Here is a 23409-nt window from a genome sequence, read left to right as displayed (position 1 = left end):
AGCGAGGGTCGGAACGCTATCAGGCGTGCGCCGATTCCCAGCCGAGCATCGCCCGCTTGCGGGTGAGGCCCCAATGGTAACCCGTCAGCGCGCCGTTCTTGCCGACCGCCCGATGGCATGGCACCACAAAGGAGATCGGGTTCGCCCCGACCGCGGCCCCCACGGCGCGCTGCGCCGTCGGCCGGCCGATATCATTGGCGATATCGGAATAGGTGACGGCCTTGCCGAACGGGATTTTCATAAGGCTCTGCCAGACACTCACTTGGAAATCCGTGCCGATCAGCACGACCCGCAGCGGCTGTTCCAAGGACCATTTGCCCGGCTCGAAGATGCGGGCGGCATAGGGAACCGTCGCCTGCAGGTCCTCGACATAACAGGCGTTCGGCCAGCGGCAGGTCATATCGTCGAGGCAGGCCTTCTCGTCGCCGGAATCGCTGAAGGCAAGGCCGGCGAGGCCGCGGTCGGTCACCATGATCAGTGCGATGCCGAAGGGGCAGATGTGGAAGCCGTAGCGGATGGTGAGACCGCCGCCCTTCGCCTTCCATTCGCCGGGTGACATCGCCTCATGCGTGACGAACAGATCGTGCAGGCGGCTCGGCCCGGAGAGGCCGACCTCGATCGAGGTCTCGAGCAGCGGCATGTCTTCCTTGCGCAGCAGCCGCTTGGCGTGGTCGAGCGTCACTGCCTGCAGAAAACCCTTGGGCGACAGGCCGGCCCAGCGGGTGAAGGTCTTCTGCAACTGCGTCGGCGACTGGTTGAGCCGGGCCGCGATCGCCTCCAGCGAAGGCTGGTCGCGGTAATCCTCGGTGATGAGTTCGATCACCCGACGGACAATGTCGTAATCAGGGCCGTCAGGCGTCATGTCTGTCTGCAGGTTCGCAATCATGTTCATCGTCTTTCTCCTTGTCACAAGGAGATAATCAATAGGGTGTTGGCAAACCACCCGTTTCTTGCGCATGCACCAAGTAAGCTCAGATACGCTGCTTGACCGTGGCGAGTGCGCCCTTGAAGGCTTTGGCGAAGCTTTCACGATCGTCGGGATTGAGGAAGGAGCCGATATCCGTGCGCCGGCCCTCGCCGAAGATCTGCATGGAAAGGATGCCGATCTCCTGGTGCCGGCGAACGAGGAAGCGCGCCCAGAACGGATTGAAGTGATGTTCAACCATCCGTCCCGACGCTGTGAACTTGCGCACCGATACGTCCGTGCGCGACACCGTCACCTGTTCGCGCGCTTTGCCGGAGCGGTAATTCAGCCAGAAGGCACCGTAGAGAAGCACGAAATCCAGTCCGAAAAAGAAGCCGATCGGCCAAGCGCCGGTCGCGATGAAGAACATGCCATAGAGGAGGCAGACGGAACCGGATAGGATAAGCAGCACCCTGAAGCCCCGGCGGCCGAGCGACCGGTGGGGGAAAAGCTCGGCGGCGAAAACAGGCTGCTCGTTGAAGCTGTCGGCGTTGCTTTCCATCATAGCCGTTGAGTATAGATTCTCCATGGCAAATCCGAAACTCAAATCCGTTACCAGACCATCGCAAAACTCGAATGTGATCGCCCGCCGCAAACCGGCGGCGGTGAAGACGGCCTATTCCCTGGCCGAGCGCGAGGAGATCTTCCGCCGTTTCTCGGTGCAGCGGCCGGAACCGAGGGGCGAGCTCGAGCACACCAACCCCTTCACTCTGGTCGTTGCGGTCGCGCTTTCAGCGCAAGCGACCGATGTCGGCGTCAATAAGGCGACGCGGGCACTCTTCCAGATTGCCGATACGCCGGAAAAGATGCTCGATCTCGGCGAGGAGCGGCTGCGAGATCATATCAGAACGATCGGCCTCTACCGCAACAAGGCGAAAAACGTCATCGCGCTTTCGCAGATGCTGGTCGACCAATTCGGCGGCAAGGTGCCGGAGACGCGCGACGAGTTGGTGCGATTGCCGGGCGTCGGCCGCAAGACCGCCAACGTCGTGCTGTCCATGGCCTTCGGTCAGGCGACGATGGCCGTCGATACGCATATCTTCCGCATTGCCAATCGCATCCGCCTTGCCCCCGGCAAGACACCGGACGAGGTCGAGGCGCGGCTGATGAAGGTGATCCCGAAACATTCCCTCTATCACGCCCATCACTGGCTGATCCTGCACGGTCGCTACACCTGCAAGGCACGCCGCCCCGAATGCGAACGCTGCGTCATCGCCGATCTCTGCAAATCGCCGGAGAAAAGTTGGGATGTGCCAGCGCCGCTCGTCGAGCTACCGCCGCAGGTGATCGGCGAGGCCATCGAGTAAAGCTGCAATCGCCTGCTCGTAATCCCGCCTCTCCCCACCCGCTTCGATCGCGATCGCCGCGCGGTCGAAACTTGCCGACAGCAGCGACGTCAGCGGGTCGAGCAGGGTTCCTGCCGCAGGTATAAGCGCTGCGAGTCCCCCACGCAAAGTCGCCTCCGTATTCTCGGCATCCAGTGCCGCAATCGCCGGCAAGCCGAGAACCGCAGGCGCTTCCATCAGCAGCAGCCGTGTTCGGCCGGGTTGCGTCATTGCGGTGAAATAGGCCGAAGCGCCGGCAATCAGCGCATCGCGCGGCCCGTCCTCAGGCGCTGAAGACGCCTCGATTGTCTTGGTCACCTCTTGCATTTCGCACGCAATCACCGCGCGGAAGAGCGCCTTCTTGTCCTCGAAATGATGGTAAAGCGCCCCACGCGTCAACCCTGCCGCGGTGACGATTTCCGGTGTCGCCGTTTCGGCATATCCTTTCTCGACAAAGATGCGCCGTCCGGCGTCGATCAGCGCCTGCCTTGTCTGTTCCGTTCTCTCGCGATTGCTCCGGCTCATGTGGGTTATTTACATACAAACTGCATGTATGTTAATAGCCAAAAACATACAACCTGTATGTAAAATGGAAAAGGAGCGAGACGTGAAATCGACCAGCTACTACCCGGTCATCATGACCGGCGACGTCACAGGCACCGCCAGCTTCTATTGCTCGCATTTCGGCTTCAACGCGCTGTTCGAAAGCGATTGGTACGTTCACCTGCAATCGGCTGAGGACGTGCAGATAGCGCTCGCCATCCTTGACGGCAGCCATGAGACTATCCCGGCCATGGCCCGCGGCAGGGTCTCCGGCCTGCTGCTCAATTTCGAGGTCGAGGATGTCGATCGTGTTTACGAAACCTGCCGGAGCGCCGGCCTGCCAATTCTCCGCGAGATCCGCGATGAGAATTTCGGCCAGCGGCATTTCATCACCGCCGATCCGAACGGCGTGCTGATCGATATCATCACGCCGATTCCACCGAGCGCCGAATTCGCGGCGCTGTACGCCGCCGCCGCCCTGCCCGGTTGATCTCAGGCCCGCGAACCGATGTCGCGCGCGGAAATCAGCTTGTGCAGATGCACCATCATGCCGGCGGCAAAAAGTGGCGTCAGAAGATTGACGAACGGGATCGCCAGAAACAGGGCGATCACCAGCCCACCAAGAAAGACGGTGGAGGCGTGTTTGGCGCGAAGGAGCCGCGCCTCCTCAGGCGAACGGAAGCGCATGGCAGCGAATTCGAAAAATTCTCGTCCGAGCAGATAGCCGTTCACCAGAAAGAACGCGATCAGATTGACGCCGGGAATGACCAGCAGCAGCAACGCCACGATATTGCCGAGGATCACCACGCCGAGGAACTTGATCGAGCTTGCCATCGCCGGGCCGAGCGGCATGGCGGTGCCCGGCATGTCCTTGGGATAATCGCGTTTTTCGATGACATCGGCGACATCGTCGAGAAACAAGCCGGCGATCAGCGCCGTCACCGGCGAAAGCAATAACGCCAGCATCAGTGCAAGGCCGACACCGGCAAGAATTGCGAAAACCAAAGCGAGCCACCCCGCCCAATCCGGCACATCGGGAAAGAAGCCGGTGAGCCAGGGAAAGAGAAAAGCCATGAAGGCCCCACGCAGCGCGAACCAGAGACCGACCAGGACGAGAATCGTCAGGCCGAGCACTTTCCAGAAGACCGAACGTGTTTCCGGCGCAAACAAATTGGTGAGCGAGAGTCGAGCGGCGGCAAGAATCATATCTCAGGCGTCTCCGGTTGCGCCGAAGATGTAGGAAAGATGGAGGCTACCGACAAGAGAGAATAAATTGCATGCGGTAATAGAAAACTTGTCGAAAATTAAATGCTAATATAGTATTGTCACGTATCCAATATGCACGGGCCTAAGAAGCAGCTTCCGAAATAGTTGCAAAGACAAGGGGTCGCAACAGCGCATCCACGGAACGCCTCTAAGGAAAAACGGGGGAGGCTGATGTGGAAGACTTTGTGCAAAAACTCAGGCAATACGCAAAAACCGGCACACCGGCCGAACGTCGCATTGCGAAATATTTCACCGAACACCTGAACGACCTGCCGTTCGAGACAGCTGCATCGGTCGCCGATCGCCTGGATCTCTCGCCGATGACCGTCGGGCGCTTCCTGCGCTCGCTCGGCTATCAGGGATTGGACAGCGTCAAAGTGGAGATTCGCGAGACCGTGACGACATCGCCGGCGCAATTGCAAAGCGCCATGAGCGAGCTGCATCAGGACGCTGGGGAGGGCAAACCGCTCGCCGTGCTGGTTGCCGAACAGATCCAGGCGCTCCATCATATCTATCATCTGACGGCGCAGCCACACTGGTCCGAAGCCGTCAGCTTGATCAGCACTGCCCGCGAAGTGTCGATCGTCACGCATGCCCGGCTTGCAAGCCTCGCCCATCATTTCTGCCAGCGGCTGACGCAAGCCCGCGACGGCGTGCGCACGCTCGACGGCGCCGACAACCGTTTTGCCGAGCTTTTCGCCCGGCTGGCCGTTGATGACGCGCTACTGGTCATCATCGATTGTCGCCGCTTCGCCAAGGCGCGGCTGCTTGCCCGAACCGCTCGGCGCTACGGCTATAAGGTCGTGCTCATTTCACCGCAGCAAGCGGACTGGATGGCGGACCAGTCGAATGTCATGCTGCCCTTACCGCCCGCGCGCGCCCCCGATCTCGACAATCTTCCGCCGCTGATCGCGCTGCTCGATTGCCTGTCGGAATCCGTCATCCTCGAAGTCGGAGAAGAGGCCGCTCTCCGCCGCCGCCGCATGTTGGAATTCGCGACCGTCCTCGGCGAGACGGCGAATCACTGAGGGCTACTTCATCGTCTCCAGTTCGGCACGATGCCGGTGCATGGCGAGAAGACGGCGGTAGTCGCGATCGTAGAGCGCCTGTTTCGTTTTGTCAGGCAGCCGTTCGTCGCCACCCGGATACATCGCCTCGCCGGCTGCCGCCAAATCCCTGTACAGGCCGCAGGCGACGGATGCCGCGATCGCCGTGCCGAGCAGCACTGCCTCGTTCATTTTCGGCACCACCACCTTGCAGCCGGTGGCATCGCTATAGAGCTCCATCAGCACCGGGTTCTTCACATGCCCGCCGGCAATATGCAGCGTATCGGGCACGTAGCCATATTCCTTCATCATTTCGAGGATGTGGCGAATGCCGAGCGCAATCGCCACGGCCGTGCGCCAGTAAAGCGTGCAAAGCCCATCGAAGGACGTATCGAGCGTCAGCCCGCTGACGACACCGACGGCATGCGGATCGGCGAGCGGCGAACGGTTGCCATGAAAGTCCGGCAGCACGAAAATGCGTGCGCCGAAGGCATCGCCCTCCTCGGCCCGCAATTCGGCGATGCGTGCGACGATCCTCTGATGCAGTGCCGCCGTCGGCTCACCGCCCGCCGCGTGCATGCGCACGATGTGGTCGAGCAGCGCGCCAGTCGCCGATTGCCCCGCCTCCACCAGCCAGGATTCTGGAAAGACCGCCTCGTAATAGGGGCCCCACATGCCATGGCTCGGCTTGCGTTCCCGCGAGAATGTGACGATGCAGCTCGACGTGCCGGCGATCAGCGCCAGCTGGTGCTCTCGTTTTACAGGATCGGCAGCGTAGCCGCCGAGCGCGCCGAGCGCGCCGGCATAGGCGTCGATCATGCCGGCGGAGACATGGCAGTCCGTGGTCAGCCCGAGCGCCTGCGCCGCTTCCGGCGTCAGCCAACCGACGTTGCCTCCGACAGGCGTGGTTTCATCCGGTAGGTGGCCGCGCTCGTGAAGGTCCTCAAGGCCGATCCGCTCCAGGAAATCCTGCTGCCAGCCTTTTTCGCGATGGGCGAGATAGTTCCACTTCGCTGTCAGCGTGCAGCGCGAACGGGCAAGCGATCCGGTCGATTTCCACGTCATGAAGTCGGCGAGATCGAAGAAATAACCGGCTTTCTCCCATGTGGCAGGCAGCTTCTTCTTCAGCCACATCAGCTTCGGCATTTCCATCTCAGGCGACATGACGTGCCCGGAATGTTCGAGCACCGTGTGCTCCGTCGCCGTGCAGAAATCGGCTTCCTTCAGCGCCCGGTGATCGAGCCAGACGACCGTGTCGAAGCGTGTCTCGCCGCCGGTGGAAACGCTGAGCTGCCGGCCCTCGACGTCACGCACGACGAGCGAACAGGTGGCGTCGAAGCCGATTGCGCCGACCGAGGCGGCGGCGATGCCGGATTGCTCCATCGCCTTGCGCACCGCCGTGCAGGCTGCGGACCAGATATCTTCGGAATCGTGCTCGGCATGGTTTTCACGCGGCCGGTTCATCACGATCGGATGCTCGGCCTTGGCAAGCAGACGGCCGCGCGCATCGAAGACGCCGGCGCGCGCACTGCCCGTGCCGATATCCACCGCAACCACATGATCACGCATCAAATCTTGGTCCCGTCCAGCTATGGTTGCGGACAAGGTGGATCAAATCCGGCATGGCGTCAAACACCACTTCCGGCGAAAGCCGGTCGAGTTCGGCGCGATAGCCGGCGAAGTTGGCGTGTGATCCGCCGGTGAAGGCGAAGACCGTCATTCCCGCTGCCTTGGCGGCGGCAATGCCGGCAGGGCTGTCCTCCACAACAATGCACTGAGCAGGCGCCACCTGCATTTCACGCGCCGCATGCAGGAAAAGATCGGGCGCCGGTTTGCCGCGCTTGACCATCGTCGCGCTGAAGATGTCGGGCAGCTTGTCGAGCAGTCCGGTGACGGACAGCGACAGCCGGATTCGCTCCATCTGGCTGGACGAGGCGACGCAGCAGCGAACGCCAAGTCCATCGATCGTCGCCGCAATACCCTCGATCGGCTTCAGTTCGGTACGAAAACGGGTGTAGAGATCGGTGCGAATGCGCTCGAGGAATTCTTCACCGGCGCGGACGTTGAATTCGGTTTCCAGCGTATCGATGAGGGTCGAAAGGCTGCGGCCGAGAAAGCGCTCGTAGGCCTGATCCTCGGTGATCGAGACGCCGAGATCGTTCATCGCCCCGACGAGCACGCTGATCGAGATCGGCTCGCTGTCAACGAGCACGCCGTCGCAATCGAAGATGACCAGCCGTGGTTCAGCATCAGCCATGGAAGACCCAACCTGAGTTCAATTCGAGCGCGTCACCGCCCCGCTTGCGCGCAAGGCCGGATGAATGACGGCAGCAGATGCCGCCATCCGGATTCCTTACACTGCGAGCTTGCCGTCGAGATAGAGTTGCAGCGTCTCCCGCGTGCCCTTTTCCCACAGGCTTTTGAGTGCATCGGCAAAACGCTTGCGGAAAAGTTCGGATTTCGCCACTTCGCCGAAAATATCGTCGAAGACCAGGAAGGCTGACGGATCGGTCTTCGCCTTCAGCGCCGCCGCATGCAGGCGCTCGGCGCTGGCGTCGTTGAAGACGATATCCTTGCCGCTATCGGTCTTGCCGGCGAAGTAACGGCACCAGAGCGCCGAAACCAGCGCCAGACCGACGACGTCCCTGCCCTGGCGCAGATTGTCGAGCGTCGACGGCAAGATGAATTTCGGCTGACGGTTCGATCCGTCCTGCGCCAGCCGCGGAACGGTGTCGGCAATTTTCGGATTGAGCAGGCGATGTTCGATCAGCGCGAAATAATCCGTCAGCGACGTGTTCGGCACCGGCGGCACGATCGGGATGATTTCGTCTTTCTCGAGCTTGGCGAGGAAGGTGCGGATTAGCGGGTTTTCCATGGAATCGTGAACGAAATGGATGTCCATCAGTGCCGCCGGATAGGCGATCGCAGCATGTCCGCCGTTCAGGATGCGGATCTTCATATGCTCGTAGGGCGTGACATCGGGCACGAAGGTCACGCCGACCTTTTCCAATGCCGGCCGACCGGCGGTGAACTTATCCTCAAGCACCCATTGCTTGAATTCCTCGCAATAGACCGGCCAATTGTCCTCGATCGCAAAATTGTCCCTGAGGAAATCGATTTCGCGCTTGCCGGTTGCCGGCGTGATGCGGTCGACCATCGCATTCGGGAAGGCGACATTCGCCCGGATCCACTCGGCAAAGCCAGTGTCCGAGAGGGCGGCCGTGCCGACCACGGCATTGGCGGTAACGATGCCATTATGGGGAATGTTGTCGCAGGACATGACGGTAAAGGGTTCGATGCCCCTTTCCTTGCGCGCCTTCAGCCCGGCAACGATCAGGCCGAACACCGTCTTCGGCGCGTCGGGGCTGTCGCCATCGGCAGCAATCGCCGGATGCGCCGGGTTGAAGGTTCCTGATGCGTCGATGAAATAGCCGCCCTCGGTGATCGTCAGCGAAACGATGCGGATCTCGGGATCGGCGAGCCTGGCGATGATCACGGCGGGGTCGCCGACCGGCAGGATGTCGATCATCGGCGCGGTGACCCGCGCCGCCGTCTTGTTGTTGTCCTGCTCGACCACCGTCGTCAGAAAATCCTGTGCCGCAAGCTTTTCACGCATCGCGGCATCGGATGGCAACACGCCGGCGCCAACGATCGCCCAATCGTGATCCGCGCCGGCATTGAAGAGATCGTCGAGATAGACCGCCTGATGGGCGCGGTGGAAATTGCCGACGCCGAAGTGCACGATGCCGGCTTTCAGCGACGCCCTGTCATATCCAGGGATGGCCGCGGTGCGCGCCACATCCGAAAGCGTTGCCAGCGATAGTTTGCACGTCATGTTTCAGTCCTCTTGAAGGTCTTGCCCAAACGGCCGGGCGCCATCGCCCGGCTCGCATGCCTGCCCCCAGCCCGGCAGCCCGCCTCAGATGGCAAGGCCGCCCTCGTTGAATTTGTGAATACGCGAACGATCCGGCGTCAGATAGACCGTGTCTCCAGCTTTGGCCGCAAAATCGCCGCTGCCGCGCGCTGTCATCATACCGATGCCCTCGGCGTCGATATGCAGGAAGGTGTCGGAGCCGAGATGTTCGGCGACCACGACCCTGCCCTTCCAGTCGCCGCTCTCCATCGACAACAACATATGTTCGGGTCGGATGCCGATCGTATGGGCGCCCAGCTGAGCCGCGTTCTGTCCGTTGATGAAGTTCATCTTCGGCGAGCCGATGAAACCGGCGACGAAGAGGTTGCGCGGGCGGCTGTAAAGCTCGAGCGGCGAGCCGACCTGCTCGATATTGCCCCTGTTCAGCACGACGATCTTGTCGGCCATGGTCATCGCCTCGACCTGGTCGTGGGTGACGTAGACCATCGTCGTCTTCAGCTGCTGATGCAATTCGCTGATCTCGAGGCGCATATTGACGCGGAGCGCCGCATCGAGGTTCGACAGCGGTTCGTCGAACAGGAAGGCCGAAGGCTGGCGCACGATGGCGCGGCCGATCGCGACGCGCTGACGCTGGCCGCCGGAAAGCTGACGCGGCTTGCGCTCCAGATAGTCGGTGAGATTGAGCACGCGGGCCGCATCCGTCACCTTGCGGTCGATCTCCGCCTTGTCGATGCCCGCCATCTTCAGCGGGAAGGCGATGTTGTTGCGCACGCTCATATGCGGATAAAGCGCGTAGGATTGGAACACCATGGCAAGGCCGCGTTCCGACGGCGCCTTTTCGGTGGCGTCCCGGCCGTCGATGACGATCTTGCCGCCGGAGACGTCCTCGAGCCCGGCGATCAGCCTGAGCAGCGTGGACTTGCCGCAGCCCGACGGGCCGACGAAGACGACGAACTCGCCGTCCCTGATGTCGAGATCGATCGAAGGGATGACCTTGGCTTCGCCGAAGACCTTGGAAACCTTCTGAAGGGTAATGCTGCCCATGTTTGTCTCCCTTTATCTTATTTCACTGCGCCGAAGGTCAGGCCGCGGACGAGTTGTTTCTGGCTGAACCAGCCGAGGATCAGGATCGGCGCGATCGCCATCGTCGAAGCCGCCGAGAGCTTGGCGTAGAACAGGCCTTCCGGGCTGGAGTAGGAAGCGATGAAGGCCGTCAGCGGTGCCGCTTTCGAGGCGGTGAGGTTGAGCGTCCAGAACGCCTCGTTCCAGGCAAGGATGATGTTCAAAAGCAGCGTCGAGGCGATACCGGGCACCGCCATCGGCGTCAGCACGTAGACGATCTCCTTCATCAGCGAGGCCCCGTCCATGCGGGCCGCTTCGAGGATCTCGCCGGGAATTTCCTTGAAATAGGTGTAGAGCATCCAGACGATGATCGGCAGGTTGATCAGCGTCAGCACGACCACCAGGCCGGTGCGGGTGTCGAGCAGGCCCGAATTGCGGAACAACAGATAGATCGGGATCAGCGCGCCCACAGGCGGCATCATCTTGGTCGACAGCATCCACATCAGCACGTCCTTGGTCCGCTTGGTCGGCGCAAACGCCATCGCCCAGGCGGCCGGGATCGCGATGATCAGGCCGATCAGCGTCGAGCCGAAGGAAATGATCACCGAGTTCATGAAGTGGCTGAGATAGTTCGACCGGCTCTGCACCTCCGCGTAGTTTTCTGTCGTCCAGTGGAAGAACAGGAACTGCGGCGGCGAGGCGATGGCGTCGGCTTCCGACTTGAAGCTGGTCAGGAACGTCCAGAGGATCGGGAAGAAGATCAGGATGCCGAGCGTCCAGGCGACCGCGGTAAAAATGACCTTGCGCCGGGTGGTGATTTTTCTGGCCATCTCAAGCCTCCAGATTCTTGCCGACGAGGCGGACGAGGAAGATCGCTACGATATTGGCAAGCACCACCGCGACGATACCGCCCGCCGAAGCGCCGCCGATATCGAACTGCAGGAGCGCCTGGGCATAGACGAGATAGGTGAGGTTGGTGCTGTCGGTGCCTGGCCCGCCGTTGGTGGTGACGAGGATTTCGGCGAAAACCGAAAGCAGGAAGATCGTCTGGATCAGGATCACCACGGTGATGGCGCGGGCCATATGCGGCAGGATGATGTAGATGAATTTCGAGATCGGCCCGGCGCCGTCCATTTCGGAGGCTTCCTTCTGCTCCTCGTCGAGCGACTGCAGCGCCGTCAGCATGATAAGCGTCGCAAAGGGCAGCCACTGCCAGGCAACGATGAGAATGACCGAGAGCAGCGGCGCATTCGCCAGCCAGTCGATCGGCTGCAGGCCGAGGGCCTTGGCAAGATGCGCAAAGAGGCCATTGACCGGGTTCATGAACATGTTCTTCCACACCAGCGCGGCCACAGTCGGCATGACGAAGAACGGCGCAATCACCAGGATGCGCACGATACCCTGGCCGTACATCGGCTGGTCGAGCAGCAGCGCAAAAGCGATGCCGCCGATGACGGTGATCAACAGAACGCCGGCCACGAGCACCAGCGTATTGATCAGCGCCGCGAAGAAGGCAGGATCGGACAGGAAATATTCGTAGTTCAGAAAGCCGACGAAGCTCTCCATGCCGGGGCTGAGCAGATTGTAGTTCAGCAGCGAAAAATAGATCGTCATCGCCAGCGGGACGATCATCCATGCAAAGAGGAGCAGCACGGAGGGCGCAATCATCAGGCGCGCTGCGGAGCGAGTATGCAAGGTTGCCATGGCAATCACCGATCTGATCTGAAGCGGGGAGCGGCCGCAGGAAAGCTTTGTCTGAAAAAGCGGCCGCCGATGCTGTTCGGGCAATCGGCGGCCCAGAGGGGCGGATCGTCAAGAATCCGCCTCTTGCTCAGGAGGTTTTTATTTGATGTAGCCGGCCTTGGTCATTTCGCGAGTGGTCAACTGCTGGGCGGCCTGCAGGGCCTGGTCGACCGAAAGCTGGCCGGCAAGCGCTGCGGAGAACTGCTGGCCCACTGCCGTACCGATGCCCTGGAATTCCGGGATCGCCACGAACTGGACGCCGACATAGGGGACCGGCTTGACGGTCGGCTTGGTCGGATCGGCCGAGTTGATCGAGTCGAGCGTCATCTTGGCGAACGAAGCCGCCTTCTGGTAGTCCGCATTCGCGTAGAGCGAGGTGCGGGTGCCTGGAGGTGCGTTCAGCCAGCCTTCCTTCTCGGCGACGAGGTTGGTGTAGTCCTTGCTCGTTGCCCAGGCGACGAACTTCTCAGCGGCTTCGACCTTCTGCGAACCTGCCGGGATGGCGAGGTTCCAGGCCCAGAGCCAGTTGCCACGCTTGCCGAGGCCCTTGTCCGGGGCGAGCGCGAAGCCGACCTTGTCGGCGACCTGCGACTGCTTCGGATCGGCGACGAAGGAAGCGGCAACCGTTGCGTCGATCCACATGCCGCACTTGCCGGTCTGGAAGAGCGCCAGGTTTTCGTTGAAGCCGTTGGAGGAAGCGCCCGGAGGGCCGGCATCCTTCATCAGCTTGACGTAGAAGTCGAGCGTGTCTTTCCACTCGGGCTGATCGAACTGCGGCTTCCACTTTTCATCGAACCAGCGTGCACCGAAGGAATTCGACATGGCTGTCAGGAAGGCCATGTTCTCGCCCCAGCCGGCCTTGCCGCGCAGGCAGATGCCGTAGATTTCCTTGTCCTTGTTGGTGATCTTGCGGGCAGCGTCCGCCACGAAGTCCCAAGTCGGGGCGTCGGGCATCTTCAGGCCGGCGGCGTCGAACAGGTCCTTGCGGTACATGACCATCGAGCTTTCGCCGTAGAACGGCGCCGCATAGAGCTTGCCGTCCGTGGTCAGGCCGCTGCGGATCGCCGGCAGCAGGTCGTCGGCGTCGTAATCCTTGCCGAGGTTGTCGAGCGGCAGCAGCCAGCCCTGTTTTGCCCAGATCGGAACTTCATAGGTGCCGATCGTCAGAACGTCGTACTGGCCGCCCTTGGTCGCGATATCGGTCGTGACCTTCTGGCGCAGCACGTTTTCTTCGAGGGTGACCCATTCAAGGTCGATGCCGGGATTCTTCGCCTTGAAATCATCCGTCAGCTTCTGCATCCGGATCATGTCGCCGTTGTTCACGGTTGCGATTGTCAGCGTCTCGGCCGAGGCCATGCCGGCAAACGCCAGTGCTGAGCAGGCGCCCAGCAGAAAAGTTCTCAATGTCATATCTTCCTCCCAGAAGATGGGGTGTGAGCATTCGCTTCGCTCATGGGCAATTACTCAATAAACGATACAGAATGTCAATCGGCAATCGTTGCTGCAGTGCCGAAGGAGGTAGTTATCTCATTGATTTAAATCTCGTATTTTTTGCTCAATTCCTGAGCAAAAACTCAGCAGTCTCTTCGTCAGTAATCAGAGCGTTGATTTGATGGCCGACAACGGCGGCCCTGATCGCCTTGAACTTGCGCTTGCCCTTGGCCAGCCCAATGACCATCGACGCGTCGCGGGACGGAATCGGCGCCGACGCGACGCGCTCGTTGATCGGGTTGTCGAGCAACCTGCCGTCGACGTCGAAGATCCAGCCGCAGATCTCGCCGACCGCCCCGCCGCGCATCAGCTCCATCATCTCGTCCTTCTCGAGAAAACCGTCGACGCAGAGCGGCCCGTCGATGCCGAGCTCACCGATGCCGACGAAGGTGACGTCGGCTTGCGCGCTGATGTCAAGCGTCGAGCGCACCAGTTGCTGGCCATGCAGCAGTTCCCGCTCTTCCGCCGAGGTGACAAGCACCGGCAACGGCATCGGATAGTGCCGCGCTTTCACGGCATCGGCCATGCTGAAGATGACATTGTAATAAGCCGCCGATCCGTCCGGGGCGATATTGCCGGTCAGCGAGACGATACGGTGGTGGGGACATTCGATCGCCGGAAGCTGGTCGACGGCCGCCTTCAGCGTCCGGCCGGTACCGACGGCAAGCACGATCGGCTCGGCCCGTTTCAGCCACCGCTCGATCTCGGCCGCGGCCGCCTCGGCAATGCCGACCGTCGCCGAGGACCCGGAATCACTCGGCACCACCTCCACATGTTTCAGCCCGAATTTCCGCCGAAGTTGACTGGCGAGTTCCAGGCAGGCGGCGATCGGATGATCCAGACGCACCTTGATCAGACGTTCGGCAACCGCCAAAGATACCAGCCGCTGCGCCGATTGCCGCGAGATCCCCATCGCGGCGGCGATTTCATCCTGCGTACGCCCGGCGACGTAATAGAGCCAGCCGGCACGCGCCGCATCGTCGAGCCGTGCAGGGGTCTCGGATCTTTTTGCCATTGAATGCCTACCACGCAAAGTGAGCCGGCGTGCCGCCGCCGAACATGATTTGAATCTGTAACCGCCAGATCAAAACAAAATTCCGGCAAATGTCGAGCCTGTTGAAAGGAACCCTGCAGAAATGCTCAGGCAAACCATTGTAAGACGAGATAGATCGCCGCCTTCACGAGACCGTAAATCACGCCGCCGGCAACGACCAGCGACACCGCCGTCATCACGAAGCCGATCAGGGCGAAGAGCCCGTCACGGCCCGATATGCCGAAAGCGAAGACCGAGATCGTGATCGCCGGCAGGATGTTGCCGAGCGGGACCGGTAGCAGCAGCACGATCGACAGCAGCAGGCACGCGGCCCCGGCGAGATATTCCGCTGGCGGCTCGGCAAAGATCGCAAGCCTTGGCTTCAGCATGCGCTCCGCCCAGGCGAGCCAGCGGTGGATGCGGCCGACAATGGTCTCGAAATCCTCCCGCCGCATAGAACGGTCGGCAATTATCCTCGGAAGCCAGGGTTTCAGCCCAAAGGTCAACTGCGCGGCCAGGAAGACGAGCGGAGCGCCGAGCACTGCCGAAGTGCCGGGCGGCGTGGGAAAAGCGTTCGGCAGCGCGAAGATCAGCATCAACGCGCTGATCGCCCTGTCGCCCATCGTCTGGAACAGGTCGCCGATCGAAATCCGCTCCCGGCTCCGGTCGGCGGCCAGCTGACGCAGGATGGATGAGAGGCGGCGGCCTTTGGGACGGGGTGGACGTGGTCTTCTGCGTCTATGGGAATCGGCGTTTTCGATGGTCATGATACCAGTAGATGATGGAAGTACAGGCGCAGATTTTGGCCGCGCAATATGCCAATTGAATGACTTGTGAGACAGGAATAGCTGTTGGTGGCGATTTGGCTCGATCATTCCTCTTCGCGCCGCAAGCGCGTGGCGCGCGGCGGAATGAAGGCTTGTAATTCCCCGCCAACAGTGCGAGCAGACATCACAGACCAGAGAAACGGCAGGGTGGCAATGATCATTTCATTCGACATCGGCGGCTCCGCCATCAAGGGTGGCATCGCTCGCTCCGAGACGGACATCGTCCCCCTCGGCCGGCATCCGACACCGAGGGATGATTTCGCCGCTTTCGTCGAGACCTTGCGCGCCATCATCACTGAAACCGGCGAAGAGCCGAGCCGCATTGCCCTCTCCATCGCCGGCGTCGTTGATCCCGATACGCAGCGGCTGACCTGCGCCAACATTCCCTGCATCCATGGCCGCACGCTGGCGGCAGATCTCGAAGCGGAACTCGGCCTTCCGGTGCTGATCGCCAACGACGCCGACTGTTTCGCCATGGCCGAAGCCGGCCTCGGCGCCGGTCGCGGCCACCGCATCGTCTTCGGCGCCATCCTCGGCACCGGCGTCGGCGGCGGCCTGGTTGCCGACGGGCGCCTCGTCAATGAGGCCGGCGGTTTTGCCGGCGAATGGGGTCACGGGCCGATCATCGCATCCGCAGCCGGTTATCCGCCTGCCACCATTCCTGCCTATGCCTGCGGCTGCGGCCAGAGGGGATGCGTCGACACGGTCGGCGGCGCCCGTGGCCTGGAGCGCCTGCACAAGACGCTGCATGATCTCGACCTTTCGAGCGAAGAAATCATCGCTCAATGGCAACATGATGAGGAGAAGGCGACACGGACGATCGACGTCTATGTCGATCTCGTCGCCTCGCCCCTGGCGCTGACGATCAACATCACCGGCGCCACCATCGTGCCGGTCGGCGGCGGGCTGTCCAATGTCGAGCCGCTGCTTGCCGAGCTCGATCACGCCGTGCGCGCCCGCATCCTGCGCAAATTCGACCGGCCGCTGGTGGTGCGCAGCCAATGCCGTATCGAACCCGGCCTGATCGGCGCAGCACTGCTGGGATTGAAGGCGGACGTGGTGGTGGCCTAAAGCACCGGCCACATCCGCACGATCGCTGCGAACCGATCCCAGTCCTTGCGCGCCAGAGGCGTCCAGGCCGCCTCGGCGATTGCCGGAAGGCGCGGAAAGACCAGCCGGTTGAAATGGGTGCGCGAGGCGATGTTGCCGCTCCAGATACAGGCCTGGATGCCGCGCATCTTCCCCTTCAGCGCCTCCGGCAACTCGCCCTCGGCCTCGTAACAATAGGTCCGCTCCGGCGGCGTGAAGCCTGCCCAGCTTGCGCCGGGCTCGGACCAGGCTTCCGCCTGCGCCATGTCGAGATAGTAGGCCTGTCCCGGCGTCATCACCACGTCGTAACCTGCCTGCGCCAGTTCGATGCCGACATCGGACCTTTCCCAGGCCATCAACAGCGTGCCGTCGCGATCGACGCCGCCACCGTTCGAGACCTCATTCCAGCCGGCAAGCTTCCTGCCGCGTTCCGACAGCATGCCCTGGACGCGCTTCAGGAAGTGAGATTGCAGCGCGGCGGCGCCGGCCAGTTTCTCCCGCTCCATCAGCGCCTGGCAGAGCGGCGAGGAAAGCCAGGCGCCGGACGCAACCTCGTCACCGCCGATATGAAAATACTCGCCGGGAAACAGCGCCACCATTTCGTCGAACACGTTGCCGAGGAATTCGTAAGTGAATTCGACCGCCGGGTTGAGGGCATTGTTGGCATGACCTTGCGGTGAGCGGTAACTATCCTCAGCCTCCTGCGGATCGACGAGATCGGGTAACGAAGACAGCGCTGCGGCGCTGTGGCCGGGAATATCGATTTCCGGCACCACCTCGACACCAAGCGATGCGGCATGCGCAACGATCCGCCTGACGTCGTCTTGCGTATAATGGCCGGTGCGTGTTTCCGGCCCGTCGCCGTACTGCGCCGCCAGCGCTTCGTCAGGCCCACCCCGTGCGCCGATTTCCGTCAGCGCGGGATAGGCCTTGATCTCCAACCGCCAGGCTTCGTCATCGGTCAGGTGCCAATGGAAAATATTGAGTTTGTTCCACGCCAGGATATCGATCAGCCGCATGACGTCCGCCACCGGATAAAACCGCCCCGACACATCGAGATGACAGCCGCGCCAGTCATGGCGCGGCTGGTCGGCGATCGTGCCGAAATTGGGAAATTGGAAGCGCTCGCGATCGGCGCGGGCGCCGTGCAGCAATTGCGCCAGGCTGATCAGCCCGTATTGCCGCCCCGCTGGGTCCGCGCTCGAAAGCACGATCTCATGCGAGGAGAAACGCAGTTCGTAAGCGAAGGCGGCGATCGATGATTCGGTGACGAAACGAATGGCTCGCCCGCCTTTGACGGCACCGAGCGAGAACGGCGCGCTGTCGGCCGGATAGAGCCGCTGGCAAAGCGCGAGAACCAGGGAGAGCGCCTTGATCGCATCGGGCCGGGTCCTTTCAACGGGATAAAGGACGACCGGCAAGTCTCCCGCCTTCAGCCCGAGCGACAGCGGCCAGGGCAGCAGCGCATAGGGCTCCTCGATCCGGCCCGGCGGCAGAAGCGGCGGCGCCACACCGCCATCCCGGCCTTCGAGCATGAGATCGCCGAAAGTAACCGGAACGTGACGGCCGTCCATAAGCGTCAGATGGGCAGATTTGATACCATCCGTCCTATGTTTCGGTTCGCTGGCCAGCCCTTCGACGGTGAACCGCCAGCGCCCGCCCGGGGCAATGCTCAGCCCGTCGGGCGGCAGGAATTCATGGAAATTCGCAACCTGCCGCGTCCGGCTGGCGCCGTCGCAGACATTTGCGTCGGCAACCCTCGTTGCCGATACATAGGAAAGCGAGAAGCCGGAAAGCGGCTCGGCCGAAAGATTGAAGAGCGTGAAGGTCAAACGCCCGAGACTGTCCTCGATCGGGCTCCAGCTCGCGTCCAAACGATAATCGGCCATGATCGTGCCTCCCCGCAAACTCGTCGGCGGCAATGCATCGCCGAGACGCCGTCTTGCTCTTCCGGCATGTTTTCGCAGCTTAGCTCTTTCGGGGCGGCAATGGAATCGGCACGCAGGTTCAAAGGCGAGCGGGCAGCGCAACGTGGTTTGATGAGAGAGCTGCGACCTCGTAAGGAAAACGGCGCGGCTTTCGCCGCGCCGTCCTCACTCTGCTGCCAACGCCGGCGGATGTCTGTCATCCGCCTCTTCCTGGATGGCGTCGGCATCCTGGCCTGGCTCGTCCTTTGCCTTCGGCTCCCGGCCGAAGAAAAGCGCGTAACCGGCAGGCAGAACCAGAATCGTAAGCACGGTCGCGACCAGGATGCCGCCCATCATGGCGTAGGCGAGCGGACCCCAGAAGACGCCGCGCGAGATCGGGATCAGTGCGAGCACGGCGGTCAGCGCCGTCAGCATGATCGGCCGGAAACGCCGCACGGCAGCACCGACGATCGCCTCCTGCCGGTGCATGCCGGCCTTGATATCCTGGTCGATCTGGTCGACCAGGATGATCGAGTTGCGCATGATGATGCCGAGCAGCGCGATGACACCGAGGATCGCCACGAAGCCGAACGGCGCGCCGCTGATCAGCAAGGCGGCCGCCGCGCCGATAATCCCGAGCGGACCGGTCGCCAGCACCAGCATCGCCTTGCCGAAGTGCTGCAGTTGTACCATCAGCAGCACGATGATGACGGCGAGCATGATCGGCGCCTTGGCGGCGATCGACATCTGGCTTTCCGCCGCATCCTCGGCGCCGCCCTGGATTTCGACATTGTAGCCGGCCGGCAGGCTGTCGCGCATGTCCTTCATGTCGGCATACATCTTCATCACCACGTCGTTCGGCTGCACGCCATCGGGCAACGTCGCCCGCACGGTGATCGTCGGCAGGCGGTTGCGCCGCCATTCGATGCCCTGCTCCATGACCGGCACGACCTTGGCCACCTGCGAGACCGGCACGAAGCCGCCGAAATCCGTCGGCACATAGACCGAGTTCACCGCCGACAGCAGCGAACGGCTGGCATCCGGCTCACGGGCGACGATCGAGACCGTCTCCTCGCCGTCGCGGAAATCGTCGAGTGCCGCACCGGACATGGCGGTCTGCAGCATCTGGCGAACCCGCTGCGAGGTGACGCCAAGGGCCCGGGCGCGGTCCTGGTCGATCACCAGCTTCATTGCCGGCACCTGTTCCAGCCAGTCGTCATGAATGGCGCCGAGCATCGGATTGGCCTGGAAGCGCGCCTTTACCTGATCGGCGATGGCTCGCACTTCCTGTCGGTCCGGCCCCATGACGCGCATCTGCACCGGCCAGCCAGTCGGCGGGCCGAGGAAGAGACGATCGACCTTGCCGCGAATCTCCGGGAAATCCTCTGCAAGAATCGCCCGCAGCTTGACGATCAGCCGCTCACGCGCCGGTTCGTCATTGGCCATGACGAGGAGCTGGGCGAAGTTCGGGTTGCGCAACTGCTGGTCGAGCGGCAGGAAGAAGCGCGGCGCGCCTTCGCCGATATAGGTGGCGATGAACTTCTTGTCGGGATCATCCATCATCTTGGCTTCGAGCGCCTTTGCCTGCACCTCGACTTCCTTGATGCTGGTGCCCTCGGGCAGCCACAGATCGACAAGGATTTCCGGCCGCGACGATTGCGGGAAGAAATTCTGCGGAATGAACTGGAAGGCCCAGAGGCTGGTGACGAAGGTGCCGAGCGTCAGCAGCAGCACGATGACCCGGTGGCGCACCGCCCAGCCGACCGTGCCGCGCAGACGGCGATAGAAGCCGGTGTCGAACGCGTCGTGATGCTCGCCGGCGTGATGGCGCTGCTTGAGGATCATGTAGCCGAGCCACGGCGTGAAATAGACGGCGACGAACCACGAGGTGACCAGCGCGATGCCGACGACATAAAACAGCGAACGCACATATTCGCCGGCAGTCGATGCAGCGAAGCCGACGGGAATGAAGCCGGCCGTGGTGATCAGCGTACCCGTCAGCATCGGGAAAGCGGTCGAGGAATAGGCGAAGCTTGCCGCTTCGATCTTGACCAGCCCCTCCTCCAGCTTTCGCTCCATCATCTCGACGACGATCATCGCATCGTCGACGAGCAGGCCGAGCGCGATGATCAGCGCGCCGAGCGAGATGCGCTGCAGGTCGATGCCGAGTTCGTACATTAGCGCGAAGGTGGCAGCGAGCACCAGCGGAATGGCAATGGCGATGACGAGGCCCGAGCGCCAGCCGATCGACAGGAACGAGACAATAAGCACGATGACAAGGGCTTCGCCGAGCGCATGCATGAATTCGCTGACCGCATCCGTCACCACGTCGGGCTGGTTGGCGATCTGATCGACCGCGACGCCGTAGGGCAGCGCCTCCTCGAAGCGCTGATAGGTCGCCTCGACGCCCTTGCCGACATCGGTGACGTTGAAGCCCTTGGCCATCACGACGCCGACCTGGACGCTGTCATGGCCGTTGAAACGGTACTTGCGCTGATAGGGATCCTCGAGCCCGGAACTGACGGTGGCGATATCGCCGAGCCGGGTCACTTGGCCGCCGGCGCGAAGGCGCAATTCGCGGATATCGGCCGCCTTCTTCACGTCGCCTTCGACGGAGATGCGCACCGAGCGCAGGCCGGTATCGACGGAGCCCGCCGGATCGACATTGTTCTGGCCGTTGATGGCGTTCTGCAGGTCGAGGATCGTCAGGCCGCGCTCGGCGAGCGCCTTGGACGAGACGTCGATATAGATCTTCTCAGGCTGGTCGCCGATGATGACCGCCTTCTCGACACCCGGCGTCGTCAGCAGCATGTCGCGCGCCTCGATCGCGAATTTCTTCAGTTCCGGATAGGAATAGCCGTCGCCGCTGATCGAATGCAGCGTGATGAAGGTGTCGCCGAATTCGTCGTTGAAATAGGGGCCGAGCAGGCCCTGCGGTAGCTCGCTGGAGATGTCGCCGACCTTCTTGCGCACCTGGTAGAAGGCATCCGCTACCTGTTGCGAATTGGTGTCACCCTTGACCTGCAGGGTGATGATCGCACTGCCCGCCCTCGTATAGGACTTGACCCAGTCGATATGCGGGGTTTCCTGTAGCTTGCGCTCGATCTTGTTGACGACCTGATCTTCCATCTCCTGGATGGAAGCGCCCGGCCAGATCGCCTGAACGACCATGACGCGGAAGGTGAATTCGGGATCCTCGCGCTGGCCCATGCGCATCAGACCGAGCACGCCGGTGATGATGATCAGTCCGAAGAGGAAGCGGGCGATGCTCGGATGGCCGATCGCCCAGCGCGACAGATTGAAGGGTCGCTTTTCGGTGGTGGCGTCCATGGTTCCGTTCCCTTTTATGACCTGATCAGCGGACGGTCTGGTCCGTGGTGGCCAGGGCCGACTGCTGGTCCGGCGCCTTCACCTTCAGATTTTCGCTCATGAACTGCGTGCCGGCGGCAACGACGAGATCGCCGGTATCGAGGCCTTCGGTCACATGCACGCCGTCGCCGGTGAAATCGGCGACCTTGATGTCGCGGCCATGCACGGTCGCCGTGTCACGGTCGACGGTCCAGACCATCTGCTTGCCGTCCTTTTCAGCCAGTGCGCTGAGCGGGATCGAGACATAGCTGTTGCCGTTGCTGACGTCGGCCTCGATCGTCGCCGTCATGCCGAGCAACACCTGCGGATCGTTCGGCAGGCTCACCCGGACAGCAAAGGTGCGGGACTGCTGGTCGGCGCTGCCGGACACCTCCCGCACCTTGCCGTCGAGCACCAGTCTGGCATCGGCCCAGAAGCTTGCCTTGACCGTCTTGCCCGGCTTGAATTCGGCAATGTCGTTTTCCGGAACCGCGATCTGCACTTCCTTCTCGCCGTCGACGGCAACGGTGACGACGGCGGCGCCGGAACCGACGACCTGACCGGTATCGGCATTGATTGATGTGACGATGCCGTTCTGACCGGCCTTGAGCTCGGTGTAGCTCACCTGGTTCTTCGCCTGGTCGAGCGCGGAAAGGGCGGCATCGCGCTGCGAAATCGCCTGGTCATGACTGAGCGCGGCCTGTTCGACCTGCGACTTCGGAGCGACACTCTTGTCGAAAAGCTGCTCGGCGCGTTTGTTGGCGAGGTCGGCGGTTTCAACGCCTCTTTCGGCCGAAGCAAGATTGGCTTCCGCCGTTCTGACCGCCAGTTGGTAATCGGTGGCGTCGACGCGGGCGAGAACGTCGCCCGGCGTCACCCGGTCGCCGATATCGACGAGGCGTTCGGTGATCTTGCCCGCGACGCGAAACCCGAGGTTCATCTCCGTGCGCGCCTTGACCGAGCCCGAATAGTCGAGCTTGCGCGTGTCGCCGGCCTTGGCGATCTCGACGACCTTCACCGGCCGGATGACTTGCTTGACCTCAGCCTTTTCTTCCGAGCAGGCGGAAACACCGATGCCGATGGCGCCGACAAGCACAAGGCGGGCGACGGACGGCATGCGATGGCTAAGGGTCTTGAGCGAAAACATCTTCCGCACTCCTGGATCGTTTTGGGGGGTCGGCGGCGGCTGCCGTCCGTTATTTCTTCAGCGCCCTGATCACGTAGTCGATCAGTTCGTCGATGCTCGCGCGGTTCGTCTTGGAGAGACATTGCGCCACCATTTGCGGATGGCAGAGCGTGTTCGTCGCCGCGCCGAAGCAACGCGAGGCGGCGACGGGGTCCTGCTCGGCGAACTCGCCGGCTGCAATGCCTTCGGCGATAATTTCGGCGATGATGTCATGAATGCGATCGATATGTTTTTCGATGACGTGCCAGTCGCGCTCGATCGCGACGACGATCATCTCATGAACCTTCGTCTCATCGAGCATCGTATCCAACGTCCACTGGTGCTGAGTCTCGACATAGCGGCGCAATCGTTCACTGGCGCTGATCGGAAGGTGGCGGACGTCGTAGGCGAGCTGATAGCAGGTGGCGAGCATACGCCCGCAGATCGCCTGGTGGATTTCCACCTTCGAGGCGAAGAAACGATAGACATTGGCCGGCGACATGCCAAGATCGCGGGCAATGTCAGCCACCGTCGTCTTGCTGTAGCCATAGTGGCGGAACAGCCGCTCGGCCGCATCGAGAATGCGGGTAACATTCTCCTGCCGGGTGACGTCCAGTGTATTTTCCGTAATGTCGTCCATGGTTTCGATGCTCGAATTACGACTGACGATTTTTGAATTTCGTCAATCGTAAAATATCAGGCATCATTTGTCAACACACAGGCTGC

At 61.9% G+C, this 23409-nt stretch carries 21 protein-coding genes; 4 read left to right on the top strand and 17 right to left on the bottom strand.

The genetic code is table 11. The annotated features are described in order from the left end of the window. Positions 1-19: 19 nt before the first annotated feature. Complete coding sequence (locus HJB83_RS08885) at positions 20-892, bottom strand: bifunctional helix-turn-helix domain-containing protein/methylated-DNA--[protein]-cysteine S-methyltransferase (RefSeq protein WP_207581874.1); 873 nt, start codon at positions 890-892, stop codon at positions 20-22. A 79-nt stretch (positions 893-971) separates the two neighbouring features. Then, positions 972-1469, bottom strand: coding sequence for a DUF2244 domain-containing protein (locus HJB83_RS08880; RefSeq protein WP_207584381.1), 498 nt, complete (start codon positions 1467-1469; stop codon positions 972-974). Between the two features lie 22 nt (positions 1470-1491). On the opposite strand from HJB83_RS08880, the gene nth reads away from it, so the two are divergent. Then, complete coding sequence (nth, locus tag HJB83_RS08875) at positions 1492-2271, top strand: endonuclease III (RefSeq protein ID WP_207581875.1); 780 nt, start codon at positions 1492-1494, stop codon at positions 2269-2271. On the opposite strand, the gene HJB83_RS08870 is transcribed toward nth, so the two are convergent. After that, positions 2236-2814, bottom strand: coding sequence for a TetR/AcrR family transcriptional regulator (locus tag HJB83_RS08870; RefSeq protein ID WP_207581876.1), 579 nt, complete (start codon positions 2812-2814; stop codon positions 2236-2238). The genes nth and HJB83_RS08870 overlap by 36 nt on opposite strands. Positions 2815-2896: 82 nt before the next feature. On the opposite strand from HJB83_RS08870, the gene HJB83_RS08865 reads away from it, so the two are divergent. Beyond that, the gene (locus HJB83_RS08865; protein ID WP_207581877.1) at positions 2897-3322 is read left to right on the top strand and encodes a VOC family protein; all 426 of its coding nucleotides are present in this window, start codon (positions 2897-2899) and stop codon (positions 3320-3322) included. A 2-nt stretch (positions 3323-3324) separates the two neighbouring features. On the opposite strand, the gene HJB83_RS08860 is transcribed toward HJB83_RS08865, so the two are convergent. After that, a complete protein-coding gene (locus HJB83_RS08860) occupies positions 3325-4038 on the bottom strand; it encodes a sulfate transporter family protein (RefSeq protein WP_207581878.1) in 714 nt (237 codons plus the stop codon). A gap of 233 nt (positions 4039-4271) precedes the next feature. Between HJB83_RS08860 and HJB83_RS08855 the strand changes: the two genes are divergently transcribed. Continuing rightward, positions 4272-5126: a MurR/RpiR family transcriptional regulator gene (locus HJB83_RS08855; RefSeq protein ID WP_207581879.1), complete on the top strand. Its 855-nt coding sequence runs from the start codon at positions 4272-4274 to the stop codon at positions 5124-5126. A 3-nt stretch (positions 5127-5129) separates the two neighbouring features. Here the strand turns inward: HJB83_RS08855 and HJB83_RS08850 are convergent, their stop codons facing one another. The 9 genes from HJB83_RS08850 to HJB83_RS08810 all read right to left on the bottom strand — a co-directional run bounded on the left by HJB83_RS08850 (position 5130) and on the right by HJB83_RS08810 (position 15033). After that, positions 5130-6713, bottom strand: a complete 1584-nt coding sequence (locus HJB83_RS08850) for an FGGY-family carbohydrate kinase (RefSeq protein WP_207581880.1) — start codon at positions 6711-6713, stop codon at positions 5130-5132. Beyond that, on the bottom strand, positions 6706-7401 hold the full coding sequence (locus HJB83_RS08845; protein ID WP_207581881.1) for an HAD family phosphatase: 696 nt from the start codon (positions 7399-7401) through the stop codon (positions 6706-6708). Before HJB83_RS08845 ends, HJB83_RS08850 begins: the two co-directional genes overlap by 8 nt. Positions 7402-7497: 96 nt before the next feature. Further along, positions 7498-8979 carry a mannitol dehydrogenase family protein gene (locus HJB83_RS08840; protein ID WP_207581882.1) on the bottom strand — a complete coding sequence of 494 codons (1482 nt, stop codon included), beginning with the start codon at positions 8977-8979 and terminating at the stop codon, positions 7498-7500. An 84-nt stretch (positions 8980-9063) separates the two neighbouring features. Then, positions 9064-10062 carry an ABC transporter ATP-binding protein gene (locus tag HJB83_RS08835; protein ID WP_207581883.1) on the bottom strand — a complete coding sequence of 333 codons (999 nt, stop codon included), beginning with the start codon at positions 10060-10062 and terminating at the stop codon, positions 9064-9066. A gap of 17 nt (positions 10063-10079) precedes the next feature. Then, positions 10080-10910 carry a carbohydrate ABC transporter permease gene (locus HJB83_RS08830; protein WP_207581884.1) on the bottom strand — a complete coding sequence of 277 codons (831 nt, stop codon included), beginning with the start codon at positions 10908-10910 and terminating at the stop codon, positions 10080-10082. 1 nt (position 10911) lies between these two features. Beyond that, on the bottom strand, positions 10912-11784 hold the full coding sequence (locus HJB83_RS08825) for a carbohydrate ABC transporter permease (protein WP_207581885.1): 873 nt from the start codon (positions 11782-11784) through the stop codon (positions 10912-10914). Positions 11785-11922: 138 nt separating this feature from the next. Next, entirely contained in the window at positions 11923-13233 is a 1311-nt protein-coding gene (locus HJB83_RS08820) for a sugar ABC transporter substrate-binding protein (protein WP_207581886.1), read from the bottom strand. Positions 13234-13378: 145 nt separating this feature from the next. After that, positions 13379-14329 carry a sugar-binding transcriptional regulator gene (locus HJB83_RS08815; protein WP_221131721.1) on the bottom strand — a complete coding sequence of 317 codons (951 nt, stop codon included), beginning with the start codon at positions 14327-14329 and terminating at the stop codon, positions 13379-13381. A 125-nt stretch (positions 14330-14454) separates the two neighbouring features. After that, on the bottom strand, positions 14455-15033 hold the full coding sequence (locus HJB83_RS08810) for an exopolysaccharide biosynthesis protein (RefSeq protein ID WP_207584382.1): 579 nt from the start codon (positions 15031-15033) through the stop codon (positions 14455-14457). A gap of 294 nt (positions 15034-15327) precedes the next feature. On the opposite strand from HJB83_RS08810, the gene HJB83_RS08805 reads away from it, so the two are divergent. Then, positions 15328-16245, top strand: a complete 918-nt coding sequence (locus HJB83_RS08805; RefSeq protein WP_207581888.1) for an ROK family protein — start codon at positions 15328-15330, stop codon at positions 16243-16245. Here HJB83_RS08805 and HJB83_RS08800 read toward each other — a convergent pair. From HJB83_RS08800 to HJB83_RS08785, 4 genes are all read right to left on the bottom strand, one after another. Beyond that, entirely contained in the window at positions 16242-18152 is a 1911-nt protein-coding gene (locus HJB83_RS08800; protein WP_221131720.1) for a beta-N-acetylhexosaminidase, read from the bottom strand. The two genes, HJB83_RS08805 and HJB83_RS08800, sit on opposite strands and share 4 nt — an antisense overlap. Before the next feature lie 204 nt (positions 18153-18356). Then, positions 18357-21500: an efflux RND transporter permease subunit gene (locus HJB83_RS08795; protein WP_221131719.1), complete on the bottom strand. Its 3144-nt coding sequence runs from the start codon at positions 21498-21500 to the stop codon at positions 18357-18359. A 25-nt stretch (positions 21501-21525) separates the two neighbouring features. Beyond that, positions 21526-22665, bottom strand: coding sequence for an efflux RND transporter periplasmic adaptor subunit (locus tag HJB83_RS08790; RefSeq protein ID WP_207581891.1), 1140 nt, complete (start codon positions 22663-22665; stop codon positions 21526-21528). 49 nt (positions 22666-22714) lie between these two features. Further along, entirely contained in the window at positions 22715-23323 is a 609-nt protein-coding gene (locus HJB83_RS08785) for a TetR family transcriptional regulator (protein WP_207581892.1), read from the bottom strand. Positions 23324-23409: the final 86 nt, after the last annotated feature.

This window comes from Rhizobium sp. NZLR11 (assembly GCF_019685115.1).
GTDB lineage: Bacteria > Pseudomonadota > Alphaproteobacteria > Rhizobiales > Rhizobiaceae > Rhizobium.
Note: the sequence above shows the minus strand (reverse complement) of the source record. Positions and strands in the feature narration are given on the sequence as shown.